Source organism: Bacillus sp. EB106-08-02-XG196 (assembly GCF_013396335.1).
Lineage (GTDB): Bacteria > Bacillota > Bacilli > Bacillales > Cytobacillaceae > Neobacillus.
The window spans coordinates 43,517-60,092 of the sequence record NZ_JABWSY010000010.1; the positions used below are offsets into that span (position 1 = coordinate 43,517).

Below are 16,576 nucleotides of genomic sequence, written 5' to 3' on the forward strand. Positions count from 1 at the left end.
CTGGCGGATGGCGAGAAATACTGGCGGATAGCCAGAAACACTGGCGGATAGCCAGAAACACTGGCGGATAGCCAGAAACACTGGCGGATAGCCAGAAACACTGGCGGATAGCCAGAAACACTGGCGGATGGCGAGAAACACTGGCGGATGGCGAGAAACACTGGCGGATGGCGAGAAATACTGGCGGATAGCCAGAAACACTGGCGGATAGCCAGAAACACTGGCGGATAGCGAGAAATACTGGCGGATGGCAAGAAATACTGGCGGATGGCAAGATTTACTATCGGATAACTGCAACTTTTTTGGAAATGAACATTTTTTAGGGTATTATCATACATAATAGTAGCCCTTTTAATGGAGTTGATCTGTTTGAAAAAGCCGAACGTGGAGGAAGTCCTTCAACAGGGAATACATGGACCTTTGGAGACGAAGCCGGATGAAAGGCGGAAATTTTTAGGTACCTTACGAGAACGCATCATTCTTGCTCTTAAGAAAAGCCAAGTGGCAGAAGCAACGATTTATCCCCAAGTGGAGAAGGAAATGAAGAAAAATCCTCAGGTAAATCTCTTGCTAAATGGAAATCTGGACTATACCGTCTTATCCAAATATGTAAAATTAGCAGCCAAACACAATATTGAGCATAAAATTGTAACCAACAAGGAACATGATACTGAAGTGGGCTTATTGCTTGCGATGGACGAAGCGATTGATAAAGAAGATATTTACATCACCCAAAAAGAAATCAGTCCACCTGAACCTCAAAAAAGCAAAGGACTTTTTGCGAAACTTTTTAAACGATAAACACAAAGGAAGCAGTCTATCCCGACTGCTTCCTTTGTTATTCACAAGGTTCATTAGGAGGAGGTATTTTGAACTATATTTGGGTATAACTGGAATTTAACAAAAAATTAGAATATTATACTAGTAAGGAGATTACCATTTAAACCACTAATAAGGAAGGGAGTGCACTAAATAGCAACCTCATAATAGGAACGAAAAGAAAAATGGTCAGGTAGAAAGTAGGTATTACATTACCTTTTCCTTTTTACTAGAGATTACTAGAATGCTAACCTCTGACCAAATCTAGGAGGAGAATTATGAGAAAATGTAAATTACTCTTTATTGTGATTGTTCTAATGATTATACTTTCAGGATGCAAATATCCAACTCTGGAAAAAGCCATCGCAGAAACGATTCCCTTTGAAGTACAAGAAGTTTTATACAAGAAGAAAGTTGATGGAATCACTATAGTTCTGTACTCTACGAAAGCAGAAGGGGAAGAAGTTAAACACTTAAAAGAACCGGTACTGGGCGTTTCTTTCTTTGAAGGGAACGATGAAGAAGGATGGAAAAATGATGGTCCGAATGGGTGGGAGCATGCGGAGAGCGAAACCTATTCCATTTATCATGAGAACTACACCAAGTACGATGACAAAGGTAATGTTCTTAAAGATATTTACGTTGTGTTTGGAGAAATCAATAATGAGAATATCACTGCCATTGAAATAGCCGATCAGGATAGTGAAGAATACAAAAAGGCAAAGATAATTAAAGAAGGAAAAAAACGATACTATGTAGGAGTAGGCTACCGGCCAAAGGTCAAGGCTTTAAATGGTAATGGCGAGGAAATTCCACAATAGTTTAATGCATATTGAAATTCTGGGGATGGATATATGCTAGAAAATAAATCACTTTTGACTTCATCATTGATTTTATCGATCGGTATCATAATAGGCTGTTATCTGCTTGCTTCAAAACCAGTCTCAGAAGTAATTGATTCTTCCAGTAAATCCGAGGTACAAGGCAGCATACTACTGAATATAAAAGAAACATCTGTACTTTTAGGGATATCAGAAGATGAATTAAAAAAGATTATGGCTGAGGAAAAAAGAATATTAAATACTACAGGTTCTTATGATGGCCCCATGCTTCCATATATTGTTATTGAGGGAAAGCAGTATTTTGAAAGAACACAATTATTATTATGGGCACAAGAATCAGCGACACTGCACAAGGAATATGGATTGTAGATAGGGAGGTCTTCGAGCTGGATGGCAAAGAAAAGTTTCTTTAAATTGTTTGCTAAGAACTTAAAAAAGTCATTAGGTCCAGGGCAGTACCAAGCAAATGGAATTAATGTATCATGTGTACATTGTAAATATGATTGGTTTGAGGAAGGGAATGCTCAATTGAATACATCCTTAGCGACCTTTTTTAATCTTGACTTTGCCAATCCAACCGCAACGATACTTACCTGTCGTCAATGCGGGTATGTCCATTGGTTTTACAAAAAGGTTAATAGAATCGATTGAACAAAATCATGGAGCTGCGGCTCTTTTTTTTATGCTATCAATCTAAAAAGCGATGCTTTTGCCAATACTGATGAGGGAATCATTGCGGTAAAGCGGAAAAGTTTGGTATTATCAATAATAAAATGATTATGACAAAAAGAATTGGGGGTAAAAAAATGACACGAATCTCAAACGAGCAAGTGAAACATGTAGCAAACTTGGCTAGATTAGCGATAACTGAAGAAGAGGCTGAGAAGTTTACGAAACAGTTGGACGCGATTATTACATTTGCAGAACAGTTAAATGAATTAGATACGGAAAACGTGGAACCAACCTACCATGTGCTGGATATGAAAAATATCTTCCGTGAGGACATCAAGCAAACAGGACTGCCACGTGAAGAAGTACTAAAAAATGCGCCAGACCACCAGGATGGACAAATTAAAGTCCCAGCAATCATGGGGGAGTAGGGGGAAAGATAAGTGAGTTTATTTGATTATAAAGTTTCAGATCTTCATGAACTTTTACATAAAAAGGAATTAAAGGTCACTGATCTTGTTGAAGAGTCGTATAAAAGAATTGCTCAGGTTGATGACAAGGTACAAGCATTTCTAACGTTAGATGAAGAAAAGGCAAGACAAACTGCAAACTCACTCGATGAGAAGCTTATTGCCAACTCCACAAATAACTTGTTATTTGGGATGCCGATTGGCATAAAGGACAATATTGTCACAAAAGGACTTCGGACAACCTGTGCAAGTAAGATACTTGAAAACTTTAATCCTATCTATGATGCTACGGTTGTTCAAAAGTTGCAGCAACAGGAAACCGTAACGATTGGAAAGTTAAATATGGATGAGTTTGCGATGGGGTCTTCTAACGAAAATTCCCATTATCAAAAGACCCGTAATCCATGGGACTTAGAGAGAGTACCAGGCGGTTCATCAGGCGGTTCAGCGGCTTCTGTTGCCGCAGGCGAAGTACTGTTTTCTTTAGGTTCTGATACAGGGGGATCTATTCGCCAGCCGGCAGCTTTTTGTGGAGTAGTAGGGTTAAAGCCAACATATGGCCGTGTGTCACGTTTTGGGTTGGTTGCATTTGCATCATCCCTTGACCAAATCGGACCGATTACAAGAACGGTTGAAGATAATGCTTATCTTTTGCAAGCGATATCCGGTCTAGATCCAATGGACTCGACCTCAGCGAACGTGGATGTACCGAATTTCGTCTCTGCATTAACTGGAGATGTTAAAGGGTTAAAAATCGCCGTACCTAAAGAGTATCTTGGCGAGGGCGTAAATGAAACAGTCCGTCAGTCTGTATTAGATGCTTTAAAGGTCCTTGAAAAACAGGGGGCAGTGTGGGAAGAGGTTTCCCTGCCGCATTCTAAATATGCTTTAGCGGCCTATTATTTGCTTTCTTCTTCAGAAGCTTCTGCCAATCTAGCTCGCTTTGATGGCGTTCGATATGGCTATAGGACTCCGAATGCTGATAACTTACTTGATTTATATAAGAAGTCTAGATCTGAAGGCTTTGGTGACGAGGTTAAACGCAGAATTATGCTCGGTACCTTTGCATTAAGTTCTGGTTATTACGATGCTTATTACAAAAAAGCACAACAGGTTCGAACGTTAATTAAGAAAGACTTTGAAGATGTATTTGAAAAATATGATTGTCTAGTTGGTCCAACCACACCAACTCCAGCGTTTAAAATTGGTGAAAATATTGATGACCCATTAACAATGTACGCAAATGATATTCTAACGATTCCCGTTAATCTAGCAGGAGTGCCGGGGATTTCCGTTCCGTGTGGATTTGATAATGGATTGCCGCTTGGCTTGCAAATTATCGGCAAGCACTTTGATGAAGCGACCATTTATCGCGTAGCACATGCATTTGAACAGGCAACAGATTTTCATAAACAGAAGCCAGGATTATAGGGGGTGAAGACGATGGAATTTGAAACGGTGATTGGACTTGAAGTGCATGTAGAGTTAAAGACAGATTCGAAAATCTTTTCGGCCAGCCCAAACCATTTTGGGTCCGAGCCAAATACGAATACAAGTGTGATTGACCTTGGTTATCCAGGAGTGCTGCCGGTCCTTAACAAAAAGGCAGTGGAATTCGGAATGAAGGCAGCAATGGCCTTGAATTGCCAGGTAGCTACTCACACGAAATTTGATCGAAAGAACTATTTTTATCCAGATAATCCGAAGGCCTATCAGATTTCTCAATTTGATAAACCAATCGGGGAGCATGGCTGGATTGATATTGAGGTAAACGGCTATACAAAACGGATTGGAATTACAAGGATTCATTTAGAAGAAGACGCAGGGAAACTGAGTCACGGGAATGGCTATTCATTAGTGGATTATAACCGCCAGGGAACTCCGCTTGTGGAAATCGTTTCTGAGCCAGATATCCGTACTCCAGATGAGGCCTATGCCTATCTTGAAAAATTAAAATCCATCATCCAATACACAGGTGTTTCTGACTGTAAGATGGAAGAAGGATCCTTACGTTGTGACGCCAATATTTCGATTCGTCCAGTTGGACAAGAAGAGTTTGGAACGAAGACAGAATTAAAGAACTTAAACTCTTTTAATTTCGTCCGTAAAGGTCTGGAATTTGAGGAAAAGCGTCAGCGTGAGGTTGTCACGAGTGGCGGGACAATTGATCAAGAGACTCGGCGATTTGATGAAGCTACAGGAGCTACCTTACTAATGCGTGTCAAAGAGGGATCGGACGATTACCGGTACTTCCCAGAACCAGACTTACTTGATATTTATATTGATGAGGAATGGAAAGCACGAATTGCTGCTGAAATTCCTGAACTTCCAGACCAGCGGCAAAATCGTTATATAAATGAACTCGGATTACCTGTTTATGATGCCAAGGTGTTAACAGTAACAAAAGAAATGGCTGATTTCTTTGAAGGAGCTGTGGCAGCAGGTGCAGAGGCGAAATTGGCTTCGAACTGGATTATGGGAGATGTTTCTGCTTACCTGAATGCTGAGGGGAAAGAACTTCACCAAATTGCTTTAACACCTGAAGGCTTAGCTAGTATGATTAAGCTTATCGAGAACGGAACCATTTCTTCCAAAATCGCAAAGACTGTTTTCAAAGAGTTGATTGAAAATGGCGGCGATGCTGAGAAAATCGTTAAGGAAAAAGGGCTTGTACAAATTTCAGATGAAGGAACACTGTTGAAAATCATTTCAGAGGTCCTCGACGGTAATCCACAATCGGTAGAAGACTTTAAGAATGGAAAAAATAAGGCAGTTGGTTTCCTCGTTGGCCAGCTAATGAAGGCAACAAAGGGGCAGGCAAACCCACAAATAGTAAACAAATTATTAAATCAGGAATTAAGCAAACGATAAAATAAGAAGCTGGCAGATATTATTCTGCCAGCTTTTTTGTCGAAAAAATCTCGACATATTTTTTTGAAGTTTTCCCGGGAAAACCCATTAACTATAGGGACTTGAATAAAACTAATCAAACGTTTAATTAGACGACATAATTCATCCCTTTTTTTTATGGAAAGCTTTTAATAATTTGGCTTGAAGTATTTTTTAATCAAACGTTTGATTAGTCTTGGCGCTGGGGATTATTGTCGAGTGGTTACCTGTTGGCAGCCAATAATGATAATGGACTGAATTCGGACCGATAAATCGACAATCATTTTAAAACAATTTAGGCAAAAAGCCTTTCGTTGAAGGGTTTTACCGCTATTTAATCAAATGATTAGTTACATGACAGGATTCTACCCTTTTTTTATAAAAAAACCTATAATATCAGGGGTTGAATCAAAACTAATCAAACGTTTGGTTAACAAGAAAAGGAGGGAATTGTCGATCGGTCAGATTGAAAAAAATACCCGGATATTGATATCCAGGTATTTCTAAAAATTTCTATTCCTTCGTTAATAAGCGAACACTTTCATCAAACTCTTTTTCAATCACTTCATTTTTCTTATAGGTAACGAAGCTTACAATAACAGAAACGATAAGGTTAAGGACAAAGCCCGGAACAATCTCGTAAAGTCTGTCGCCAAGTCCAACATTTTTCCAAACAATGACGGTGACAGCACCCACGATCATTCCAAAAAGTGCTCCCCAATTGGTCATCCTTTTCCAGAATAGACTTAAGAGGATAACCGGACCGAAGGCAGCCCCAAACCCAGCCCATGCGTAGGCAACAAGGTCTAATATCGTACTGTTTTGCTTGAAAGCTAAAGCAGACGCAACGACAGCGACAAGAAGGACAGCCATTCTCCCTAAGAAAACAAGATGTTTATCCTTTGCTTCTTTATTCATTACCACTTTGTATAAATCTTCAACCAATGCACTGGATGTTACGATTAATTGAGAAGAAATCGTACTCATAATGGCCGCAAGAATCGCAGCCAGTGCGAAACCAGCAAATAGCGGGTGGAATAATATCTGACTCAATTCTATAAATACGGCTTCAGGGTTTTCTAGTACATGTTGAGGATTCTTCTCAAAAAAAGCAATCCCAATTAATCCTGTGAAAATTGTCCCGATAAGGGTTATAATCATCCAGCCCATACCAATTCTGCGGGCGCTCTTTGTTTCTTTAATCGTCTTAATCGCCATAAAGCGGACAATGATGTGAGGCTGACCAAAATAGCCGAGTCCCCATGCCATTGCAGAAACAATTCCTAAAAAGGTTGTTCCTTTTAACATATCAAGTTTAGTTGGGTCGATAGCACGAATCGTTTCAAACGTTTCTGCAGGACCACCCGTACTGAAGATTCCAATAGCCGGAACAAGCAGTAGTGCTACCAGCATCATTAGTCCTTGAATAAAGTCTGTATAACTTACGGCTAAGAATCCTCCGAATAATGTGTAGGCCACTACAACGCCGCCAACGATATAAAGACCTGTATGGTAACTCGTACCAAAGGAACTCTCAAAAAAGACCGCTCCAGAAACCATCCCAGAAGAAACATAGAAAGTAAAGAAAATAAGGATAACAATACCAGAAACAATACGGAGCAATTTCGTATTATCTTTAAAACGGTTTTCTAGATAGCTTGGAATCGTAATTGAATCATTGGCAACCTGTGTATAAGAGCGTAGTCGTGGTGCAACCAATAACCAGTTGAGATAAGCGCCAATTGTTAAACCAATGGCAATCCAGGCATCAGCTAGACCGGTTACATAAATTCCACCAGGCAAGCCCATTAACAGCCAGCCGCTCATATCTGCAGCCCCAGCACTTAAAGCGGTTACAGCAGGTCCTAAAGACCTTCCCCCAAGCATGTAATCCGTTAGATTGCTAGTTTTTCGATAAGAATACCAACCGATAAAAAGCATCATGGCAATGTAAATTCCAATCGATACTAGCTGAAGTGTTTCATTGGACATAGATTTTCCCCCTATTGTAGAAAAAAATTAAAATAATATTATCTATATATAAAATATTCTATCAACTAAAGAATACTTTTTCCATTGTTAATTTATTACTTTCTTAAAATAGGAAAATATAATAGTAGGAAAGGGATAATCCATATGTTTGTACGGAAGGATTGAAAGGATTATGATAATAGTATGTTGAAGGGAGTGTTAATGTTGGAATTAAATTCTTGGTTTCAAAAGGGATTAACAAAAGATCAGTACATTAATGCAATGACACGGAACAAAGAAGAAATGCTTTCCATTTATGAACGCTTTGAGTTAGGGGAAGAGGACAAACGAAAACTTGAAGCAGTCCAATCAAAAAAATTACGAGCTATTGTTCTAACAGAGGATTGGTGCGGTGACGCCATGCTTAACAACCCAGTATTATTAAGATTAGCGGAAGCAGCTGGCATGGAAGTGCGATTTGTTCTACGAGATCAAAACCTTGAGTTAATGGACCAATATTTAACGAATGGTACTTCTAGAGCCATTCCAATTTTTATTTTTATTGACCAAGAAGGAAATGAAGTTGGAGTTTGGGGTCCGCGTGCACCTGAATTGCAGGCTCTTGTAGAAAAGGGCCGGGCTGAACTGCCTGATAAGGATGCATCGGATTTCCAAGAGAAGCAAATGGCATTATATAAAACTCTTGGGACATCTTATCAAAATGATTCATCTATTTGGCAAACCGTTGCCAACAGCATCATGAAAGCCTTTCTATAAAAATAAATCCCTGGCATTTCAAGCCAGGGATTTTTTACATCTTTAAACCATTATTCTTTGGTGGAATTCGGTCGTTAATTAGGCTCTTGTCATTTATTTTGGGTTCGATCCCAAGAATAAGGTTACGTATATTAGAACGGTGAAGATAAATCAAAAATAAAGTAAAAAATAAAAAGATAAGTTCAAATTTAACTTCTGGTGAAATATAAGAATAAATAAGCAAGCTAAGTCCTACAGATATAGAGCCGAAAAATACGTATTTTGTTAAAAATATTACCAAGAAGAACGTTGCATAAGCAATTAAAGCCACTGGGAAATTTGCCACTGCTAAAGTTCCTGCAGTTGTAGCGATGGCTTTTCCACCGCGAAAACCGGCAAAAATAGGATAGCAATGTCCTACTACTGCCATCAGACCAAAGTAAAGTGGTGCAACATCAAGGTTGAAGTATAAAGGAAGGTAAGCAGCGAGTGCCCCTTTACCAATATCGACGAGTACCACGATAATGGCGGATCCTTTTCCAAGAACCCTTAACGTGTTGGTGGCACCAGGATTTTTGCTTCCATGGTCGCGAATATCAATCCCGTAAACCAGCTTGCCCACAATTAAAGCAGTAGGAATACTCCCAATTAAGTAAGAAGCAATGAGCAACAACCAGAGCATAATGATCATTCCTTTGTTAGAGTATCTACAGTATAAATAGCATTTTATCAAAGTTCAATGGTATTATTTTAATGAGTTCCTAATCTAGGAAAATTAAAAGGGGCGACAGACATGAGACCTATCGATTTTGGGCAAGTTGCTAAAAGTTATGCACGTTCAAGAGAAGATATTCCCGTAAGTTTAATGGATAGCTTATATATTCGAAATATTATTTTTGCTGGAAGGAAAGTTGCTGATCTCGGATGCGGTTCAGGTGCATTAACGAGAAAAATGGCAATGAGAAAAGCAGATGTTATCGGGGTAGAACCCTCAAAAGAATTACTCGAACAGGCGGGAATTTTAAATAAGGCAAAAAATTATATCATTCCTTACGTACAAGGGACCGCTGAGGATACTAAATTGCAAGATTCACAGTTTGATATGGTAACTATCATGCGAGCTTGGCACTGGTTCGACCGCCCGAGGGCGCTGCAAGAGATAAAAAGAATTTTGAAGGCAAAAGGAATACTGCTTGTAATTGATTCTCGATTTTTGCCAGGATCTGAAGTTGTAGAAAGAACGTTTAATGTATTAAGAAAATATGTGGATGGCGGTTTAAAACCTGCAGGGGCAAAAGCGGAATCTAAACAGCGGATTAACGGCTTTCCAGTTGAGTGGTTTGATGAATGGCAAATGAATGGTTTTGATTTGAGTGATTTCTATAAACTTAACTACTCGGTTACCTTTTCAAAGCAGGCTTGGGTAGAGAGAATGGAATCCGTCTCCTGGCTTGCAGGATTAGAAATGGATATAAGGGAAAAAGCACTTAATGAACTATTTGAATCTCTGTCGGATCTGAGCGAGCCATTCGTAATTCCACATGATTGCAATGTTTGCATATTAAGGCTGAAAGAATAGAAAAAAGAAAAGATATACCTAAGACGTGCGAATCACCGCGCGTTTTTTTGTGCTACTATTTTATTTATGGGAAAAATATTTTTTAAAAAAGTGTAGGGGTTTATAACAATCATCTCGTCTATTAAGGTGAAGGTCGCAAAAGAAAGGGGGAGAGAGCGATTAGTGATTCAGTTTTAATAGAAAAAGTAATGGACGGCAGTGATCATGCCTTTCGCCTTTTGGTTGAGAAATACCGCAATGATGTGTTCCGGACCGTCTTTGCTGTTCTTCGTGATCAAAAGGAAGCAGAAGATGCCGCTCAAGAAGTATTTATGAAAATATATAACTCTCTCTCCCAATACGAAAGTCAAGGTTTTAAGACTTGGATGACCAGAATAGCTGTAAATCATGCAATCGATATAAAGAGAAAGCAAGCACGAAGGAAAGAAGAAGTGATGGAGGCTTTGGAGCAGCAGGCACTAGGCACTCCTAAGGATGGTGTTGAGAAAGAACTAATCGTTAATGAAAGGCAAAGGCTCGTAAGAAAAAGACTTGATGAGCTTCCTGAGAATTATCGAGATGTCATATATGGTTTTTATATAGCTGAAAAAAGCTATCAGCAATTGGCACAGGAACAAAATGTACAGGTGAAAACAATTGAAACGAAGCTTTATCGGGCGCGTGTATGGATGAAAAAGAATTGGAAGGAGGACGATTTTTCATGAAGCATTTTAGTTACGATGAGTGGTTGAATTACGTGAAAGATGAAATAAATGAAAAGACCCGTGAGGAATTTGAAAGTCACTTATATACATGCGACCAATGTCTGGAGCTTTATTTAGAAGCAGTAGCTGTCCATGAATCATCACTTCCAATCCTTTCGAATGAGTCCAGCTTTACAGACTTGGTGATGGCAGATATATCGAAACAAAAGGCAGCCGGTAAAAAAACTTCGGCACCAAAACAAACGGTAAAGGCTAAAAAGCCATTTTATCAACAGGCGGCGTTTCATTATTTATTAGCCGCAGCAGCTACTTTATTGCTTACCTTTTCAGGTGTGTTTCAGTCGCTGGCTACGTATGCAAGTGCTGTAGAAGCACCACAGAATATGAAGGAAAAAAAGCCTTCGGTGACAGAAGGCGTTATTGATAAAACTTTTGCATGGATGGATTCTTTGGAGAAAAAGGAGGCAAATAAAAAATGAAAAGTTCAACGAAGGCGTTAACACTATCGCTATTCCCAGGCCTCGGTCATATTTATTTCGGTAACATGATACGGGGAGTACTTTATTTAATGTCTGTGGTGGGTTTAGCATTCATTACCGTCATAGCGTTATTTTCCAACAATGGTGAAGTAGCCATATTATGCTTTATGGTGGGTATCTTCATTTATTTAGTTAGTTTTATTGACTTGGGTGTTCAAATTTCCAAACAAAAGAAAGCAATAAGGACAACAAATCCCGATGAACCTCAAGCACAGGCTACTCAGGAATCAGAACGGTTCTATACAATTGTGTTGTCGTTTGTCCCAGGCTTAGGCCATTTCCAGCTGGGACTGATGAATCGTGGACTTACCTTGTTAGCAACATTTTTAGGACTTGGTGTTATGGTGATTTTCATAACGGCTCTTAGTAGTCGCTCAGAGTTTCTCGTTTTCTTAGCAGGGTTGCCGATTATCTGGGTGTACGGCTTTTTCGACTCAGTTCAACAGCTGAATAAAAAACAGCGTGGCGAGGAGCTTATTGATCGAACTATTTTTGAAGACTTTGAAACACGCAGAGAAGATGGAAAGAAGAGCAAATCCATTGCCACTTTCCTTTCCATTTTCCCTGGTGCTGGACACTTGTATTTAGGCTTACAACAACGCGGGATTCAGTTAATGGCAGCCTTCTTGTTTTCTATCTATATTTTAGATGTGTTACGTCTAGGAATATTCTTGTTCTTGATACCAATTATCTGGTTTTACAGCTTTTTTGACGCCATGCAAAAGGTATCTAAATACGGTGAGGAAGAAATTGACGATATTCCGATTATTTCTTACTTAATTAATCATCAGAAGTGGGTTGGAATTGGATTAGTTGTTATGGGGCTTTACTACCTATTAATGAATGTGGTGATTCCTGTTTTCTCTCCAATGATCTCTAATATCATCCAAATTGATTTAATGTTTTGGCTACAACGATATTTTCAAACGGGTCTCGTCTGTTTGCTGTTAATTGGCGGGGGTATAAAGCTGTTATCCGGAAGCAAGCAAAAAAAGGAGGAAGGGAAATCATGAAAAAATGGAAGCATACACTAACAGGAGTTCTTTTGATCGGAGCTGGAATTGGTTTTCTTTTTAGAAAAAGGAAGGAGGGGCAGGCATGAGAACATGGCGTGTTGGTACATTTTCAATGGGGGCCTCACTTGTTTTCCTTGGCCTTTTCCTTTTTCTCTCGCATTTTCTAGGTTTTGATTTAGTCCATGTGATGACGGCATGGTGGCCGATATTATTAATTGTCCTTGGAATAGAAATTCTCCTCTACTTATTTTTCTCGCGGCAGGAGAAGCCAGTGTTAAAATATGATTTTTTAAGTATTATCTTTGTTGGTTTGTTAGGAACAGTGGGAATTGTGTTTGCGATGCTTAGTGCAACAGGAATCATGGAGAAAGTAGAAGATGTCGTTGCGAGGGAAGAACGGTCTTTTGAATTGCCTGACTTTTCCTATCAAATGGATGATAGTATCAAACGGGTTGTATTAAGAACGGTAGGCTACCAAACAACGATTGAAGCAACCGAGGAGCAAGAGGTCTCTATGTTTGGAACCTACCGGATACAGACACCGAAAAAAGAAAAGCTCATAGCAAGTGCAGATGACTATGTGTATGCCAATAAAAAGGGAGATACACTTTATATTAATATTAAGACTCTTCCTAATCAATTGGGACCATTTTATAGCCACCAGGAAATGGCCTCCACCATTCTAATTCCAAAGGGTGTGAAGCTTGAGGTAATAGGTAACGGAAATGAAATAGCGTTAAACCCGCGGTCACTTGAAAATGACTGGAGTATAAATGGAGCTGGATCAATAGATGTAAAGGTTGAAGAAGACAGCAATTTGAACATTGCAGCAGTTGGTGTAGGTGAAGTCAATGGTAAAGATGGAGCATGGAAGGTAACAGAAAAAGTAGACCCGAATGTGGAAGGTGTAGAAAGAAACGCTGTATTCCAGTCAGGCGAAGGTCAATATCATATTAATATCACGAATACTTATAATGTTAGTTTAAATACGAATTAATTCACATCTTATTTTTTGCAAAAAAATAAAAAAAGGTTATGATAGGAGACGGTAGCAATATGGATAGAATAAGATATATTGCTTGGGTTAATAATTGTAAGCCAAAGGGTAAATTGGTAGAATATAGGATGGACCCATCATATGCCATTATTGATTTCAAAGAAATAGGATGATGAAAATGAAACGAGCACGATTGATATATAATCCCACTTCAGGACGGGAAATTCTAAAGCGCCATCTAGCGGAGATTCTGGAAAAGCTTGAAGCTGCCGGGTATGAAGCTTCTTGCCATGCGACGACGGGTGCAGGTGATGCAACGTCTGCTGCTAGGATAGCAGTTGAACGACAATATGATGTTGTGATTGCTGCAGGTGGCGATGGTACCATAAATGAAGTGGTCAATGGCCTTGCAGAACAGGAGTACAGACCAAAGCTGGGGATTATTCCAGCAGGTACAACGAATGATTTTGCCAGGGCTTTGCACATTCCAAGAGACATTGGTGCCGCGGTTGATATTATCACCAAAGGCGAACGGATTCCAGTGGATATTGGTCGAATCAATGACAGGTATTTTATTAATATTGCTGGCGGCGGCAGGATCACGGAGCTTACATATGAAGTTCCAAGTAAATTAAAAACGATGCTGGGGCAGCTTGCCTACTATTTAAAAGGGATGGAAATGCTCCCTTCCATTAAGCCCTCAGATGTTAGTATTGAGTATGATGGAAAGCTTTTTGAAGGGGAAGCAATGCTATTCCTTGTGGGGCTGACGAATTCAATCGGCGGCTTTGAAAAGATTGCGCCAGATTCATCGATTAACGATGGTTTATTTTCATTGCTGATATTGAAAAAAATTAATTTGGCTGAGTTTGTTCGGGTAGCAACTTTAGCGATTCGCGGTGAACATGTTAATGACCCTAATGTCATTTATGCGAAAGCGAGCCGAATTAAAGTTCATTCTACTGAAAAGGTACAATTGAATCTTGATGGTGAATTCGGTGGATTGCTTCCTGCTGAGTTTGCAAACTTGTACAGGCATTTGGAAGTATTTGTACCACTCGATGACATTCGTCCGCTCGATAAACCTACTGATTGGGTGCCGGGAACAAGATACAGTTGACATAAGTTCGTTCCACTATGGAGCGGGCTTTTTAGTTTAGAGGAATAAATGGTTTCAGCACAGAAATAGTTATTGGATATAAATGTGAAGGGGAGGCAGCGTAATGGAAAAGAAGGCATTCATTAATATCGATTATACGTATGATTTTGTTGCAGATGCGGGGGAGTTAACCTGTGGTGAACCAGGGCAGGCAATTGAAGAGAAGGTTGTTCAATTAACGCGTGAGTTTATTGAAAACGGTGATTTTGTTGTTTTTGCAATCGATGTTCATGATGAAGGGAATTCCTTTCATCCAGAAACAAAACTATTTCCACCGCATAATATTCGTGGAACGGCAGGAAGAGATTTGTTTGGTAAATTGCAAACACTTTTTGAAGAGAAAAAAGAGCGAGAAAATGTATATTACATGGATAAAACACGGTACTCCGCTTTCGCAGGCACCGACCTTGAAATCAAGCTGCGGGAACGAGGAATTACGGAGGTACATCTAGTTGGAGTTTGCACGGATATTTGTGTTCTTCATACTGCTGTAGACGCATACAATAAAGGCTTTAAGATTGTGATTTATAAAGAAGCCGTTGCTTCCTTTAATCTAAAAGGCCATGAATGGGCATTAGGGCACTTTGAACAATCACTTGGAGCGCTGGTTAAATAGTTTTTATAATGGTAAAATTATTTAATATGTTGAAAAAGTAGTGGTTCGGAGGGTTAGAATGAAAAACATTTATCAGGATGATAGCTTAGCATTGCATACTGATCTATACCAGATCAATATGGTAGAAACGTATTGGAGAGACGGAAGATATAATAAACGCGCAGTGTTCGAATTGTTTTTCCGTAAGCTCCCTTTTGGGAATGGATATGCGGTGTTTGCTGGTTTGGAAAAAGTCATTCAGTTTATCCAGGGCTTCCGCTTTTCAGAGGATGATTTGGAGTATTTAAAAAACGAAGTCGGCTACCAGGATGACTTTTTAGACTACTTAAAGGGCTTGCGCTTTACGGGTACGATTCGCTGTATGAAAGAAGGCGAGCTTGTTTTTGGAAATGAGCCAATTTTAAGCGTAGATGCTCCGCTTTGTGAAGCACAGTTGATTGAAACGGCACTATTAAACATCATTAATTATCAAACATTAATCGCAACGAAGGCTTCACGTATTAAGCAGGTGCTTGGAAGTGAAATTGCAATGGAGTTCGGTACTCGCCGGGCTCAGGAAATGGACGCGGCCATTTGGGGTACGCGAGCCGCTTACCTAGCCGGTTTTGATGGAACAAGTAATGTTCGGGCGGGTAAATTATTTCAAATCCCTGTTTCAGGTACACATGCTCACTCGATGGTTCAAGCCTATAAGGACGAATATATCGCATTCAAGAAATATGCTGAATCTCATAAGGATTGTGTCTTTTTGGTTGATACATATGATACTTTACGTTTGGGTGTTCCGAATGCGATTAAAGTCGCCAAGGAGATGGGTGATTCTATTAATTTCATAGGAATCCGTTTAGACAGCGGGGACTTAGCCTATCTTTCAAAGGAAGCACGAAAATTGCTTGATGAGGCAGGGTTTAAGGACGCAAAAATCTTTGCTTCCAGTGATTTGGACGAGTATACGATCCTGAACTTAAGAGCACAGGGCGCGAAAATCGATAGCTGGGGAATTGGGACTAAACTGATTACGGCCTACGAACAAGCAGCACTTGGGGCAGTTTACAAAATTGTTTCGATTGAAGGCGAAAACGGTAAAATGGAAGATACAATAAAAATCTCTTCCAATCCGGTGAAAGTAACGACTCCGGGGATTAAGAAAATTCTCCGTATTATCAATAATAAGAATAACCATGCAGAAGGGGACTACATTGCGCTCGAGGATGAGAAATTGCCGGAGAAGCGCCTGAGAATGTTCCACCCAACGCATACCTATATGAACAAGATCGTGACAAACTTTACCGCAAAAGAGCTTCATGAAGTGATTTTCTCTAAAGGTGAGCTTGTCTATGAAATGCCATGTCTGGAAGAATCGCGTGAATATGTAAAGCAAAATCTTGCTGCCCTCTGGGATGAGTATAAACGTACGATGAATCCAGAGGAATATCCAGTTGACCTTAGTCAAAAATGCTGGGATAACAAGATGAGAAATATTGAAGAAGTAAAAGAGAAAGTGGCTGAAATGAAGGCTGAATAGTATTTAAAAAAAGTAAAACTCGCCG

General features: G+C 39.6%; 20 protein-coding genes. 17 read left to right on the forward strand and 3 right to left on the reverse strand.

Annotated elements, in window-relative coordinates; genetic code table 11:
• Positions 1–338: hypothetical protein (locus MLOOGBEN_RS16345; protein ID WP_179159338.1), on the reverse strand; the 338-nt coding region annotated here is incomplete at its 3' end.
• 31 nt (positions 339–369) lie between these two features.
• On the opposite strand from MLOOGBEN_RS16345, the gene MLOOGBEN_RS16350 reads away from it, so the two are divergent.
• The 7 genes from MLOOGBEN_RS16350 to gatB all read left to right on the forward strand — a co-directional run bounded on the left by MLOOGBEN_RS16350 (position 370) and on the right by gatB (position 5,671).
• Entirely contained in the window at positions 370–801 is a 432-nt protein-coding gene (locus tag MLOOGBEN_RS16350) for a YueI family protein (protein ID WP_179159339.1), read from the forward strand.
• Positions 802–1,097: 296 nt separating this feature from the next.
• Positions 1,098–1,640 (forward strand): restriction endonuclease subunit S, encoded by a 543-nt coding sequence (locus MLOOGBEN_RS16355; RefSeq protein ID WP_179159340.1) that lies wholly within the window; start codon positions 1,098–1,100, stop codon positions 1,638–1,640.
• Positions 1,641–1,673: 33 nt separating this feature from the next.
• Positions 1,674–2,030 carry a hypothetical protein gene (locus tag MLOOGBEN_RS16360; RefSeq protein WP_179159341.1) on the forward strand — a complete coding sequence of 119 codons (357 nt, stop codon included), beginning with the start codon at positions 1,674–1,676 and terminating at the stop codon, positions 2,028–2,030.
• Between the two features lie 21 nt (positions 2,031–2,051).
• Entirely contained in the window at positions 2,052–2,312 is a 261-nt protein-coding gene (locus tag MLOOGBEN_RS16365) for a hypothetical protein (protein ID WP_179159342.1), read from the forward strand.
• A 155-nt stretch (positions 2,313–2,467) separates the two neighbouring features.
• Complete coding sequence (gene gatC, locus MLOOGBEN_RS16370; protein WP_179159343.1) at positions 2,468–2,761, forward strand: Asp-tRNA(Asn)/Glu-tRNA(Gln) amidotransferase subunit GatC; 294 nt, start codon at positions 2,468–2,470, stop codon at positions 2,759–2,761.
• A gap of 12 nt (positions 2,762–2,773) precedes the next feature.
• Positions 2,774–4,231, forward strand: coding sequence for an Asp-tRNA(Asn)/Glu-tRNA(Gln) amidotransferase subunit GatA (gene gatA, locus MLOOGBEN_RS16375; RefSeq protein ID WP_179159344.1), 1,458 nt, complete (start codon positions 2,774–2,776; stop codon positions 4,229–4,231).
• Positions 4,232–4,243: 12 nt separating this feature from the next.
• Positions 4,244–5,671, forward strand: coding sequence for an Asp-tRNA(Asn)/Glu-tRNA(Gln) amidotransferase subunit GatB (gene gatB, locus MLOOGBEN_RS16380; RefSeq protein ID WP_179159345.1), 1,428 nt, complete (start codon positions 4,244–4,246; stop codon positions 5,669–5,671).
• A gap of 531 nt (positions 5,672–6,202) precedes the next feature.
• Here gatB and putP read toward each other — a convergent pair.
• Positions 6,203–7,681 (reverse strand): sodium/proline symporter PutP, encoded by a 1,479-nt coding sequence (putP, locus tag MLOOGBEN_RS16385; RefSeq protein ID WP_179159346.1) that lies wholly within the window; start codon positions 7,679–7,681, stop codon positions 6,203–6,205.
• A gap of 204 nt (positions 7,682–7,885) precedes the next feature.
• On the opposite strand from putP, the gene MLOOGBEN_RS16390 reads away from it, so the two are divergent.
• Positions 7,886–8,437 (forward strand): thioredoxin family protein, encoded by a 552-nt coding sequence (locus tag MLOOGBEN_RS16390; protein ID WP_179159529.1) that lies wholly within the window; start codon positions 7,886–7,888, stop codon positions 8,435–8,437.
• A gap of 34 nt (positions 8,438–8,471) precedes the next feature.
• Here MLOOGBEN_RS16390 and plsY read toward each other — a convergent pair whose 3' ends face one another.
• A complete protein-coding gene (plsY, locus tag MLOOGBEN_RS16395; RefSeq protein WP_179159347.1) occupies positions 8,472–9,098 on the reverse strand; it encodes a glycerol-3-phosphate 1-O-acyltransferase PlsY in 627 nt (208 codons plus the stop codon).
• A gap of 111 nt (positions 9,099–9,209) precedes the next feature.
• Here plsY and MLOOGBEN_RS16400 point away from each other — a divergent pair, with 111 nt between their 5' ends.
• The 9 genes from MLOOGBEN_RS16400 (at position 9,210) to MLOOGBEN_RS16440 (ending at position 16,551) form a co-directional block, all read left to right on the forward strand.
• Entirely contained in the window at positions 9,210–9,995 is a 786-nt protein-coding gene (locus tag MLOOGBEN_RS16400) for a class I SAM-dependent methyltransferase (protein WP_179159348.1), read from the forward strand.
• A 188-nt stretch (positions 9,996–10,183) separates the two neighbouring features.
• Complete coding sequence (locus tag MLOOGBEN_RS16405) at positions 10,184–10,699, forward strand: sigma-70 family RNA polymerase sigma factor (protein WP_179159349.1); 516 nt, start codon at positions 10,184–10,186, stop codon at positions 10,697–10,699.
• Positions 10,696–11,178: an anti-sigma factor family protein gene (locus MLOOGBEN_RS16410; protein ID WP_179159350.1), complete on the forward strand. Its 483-nt coding sequence runs from the start codon at positions 10,696–10,698 to the stop codon at positions 11,176–11,178. Before MLOOGBEN_RS16405 ends, MLOOGBEN_RS16410 begins: the two co-directional genes overlap by 4 nt.
• Complete coding sequence (locus MLOOGBEN_RS16415) at positions 11,175–12,251, forward strand: DUF6677 family protein (protein WP_179159351.1); 1,077 nt, start codon at positions 11,175–11,177, stop codon at positions 12,249–12,251. Before MLOOGBEN_RS16410 ends, MLOOGBEN_RS16415 begins: the two co-directional genes overlap by 4 nt.
• Complete coding sequence (locus MLOOGBEN_RS16420) at positions 12,248–12,340, forward strand: LPXTG cell wall anchor domain-containing protein (RefSeq protein ID WP_179159352.1); 93 nt, start codon at positions 12,248–12,250, stop codon at positions 12,338–12,340. The genes MLOOGBEN_RS16415 and MLOOGBEN_RS16420 overlap by 4 nt, the downstream gene beginning before the upstream one ends.
• The gene (locus tag MLOOGBEN_RS16425) at positions 12,337–13,251 is read left to right on the forward strand and encodes a hypothetical protein (RefSeq protein WP_179159353.1); all 915 of its coding nucleotides are present in this window, start codon (positions 12,337–12,339) and stop codon (positions 13,249–13,251) included. The genes MLOOGBEN_RS16420 and MLOOGBEN_RS16425 overlap by 4 nt, the downstream gene beginning before the upstream one ends.
• Positions 13,252–13,429: 178 nt before the next feature.
• On the forward strand, positions 13,430–14,371 hold the full coding sequence (locus tag MLOOGBEN_RS16430; protein WP_179159354.1) for a diacylglycerol kinase: 942 nt from the start codon (positions 13,430–13,432) through the stop codon (positions 14,369–14,371).
• 103 nt (positions 14,372–14,474) lie between these two features.
• Positions 14,475–15,026 carry a cysteine hydrolase family protein gene (locus MLOOGBEN_RS16435; RefSeq protein WP_179159355.1) on the forward strand — a complete coding sequence of 184 codons (552 nt, stop codon included), beginning with the start codon at positions 14,475–14,477 and terminating at the stop codon, positions 15,024–15,026.
• 58 nt (positions 15,027–15,084) lie between these two features.
• Positions 15,085–16,551, forward strand: a complete 1,467-nt coding sequence (locus MLOOGBEN_RS16440; RefSeq protein ID WP_179159356.1) for a nicotinate phosphoribosyltransferase — start codon at positions 15,085–15,087, stop codon at positions 16,549–16,551.
• Positions 16,552–16,576 lie beyond the last annotated feature (25 nt).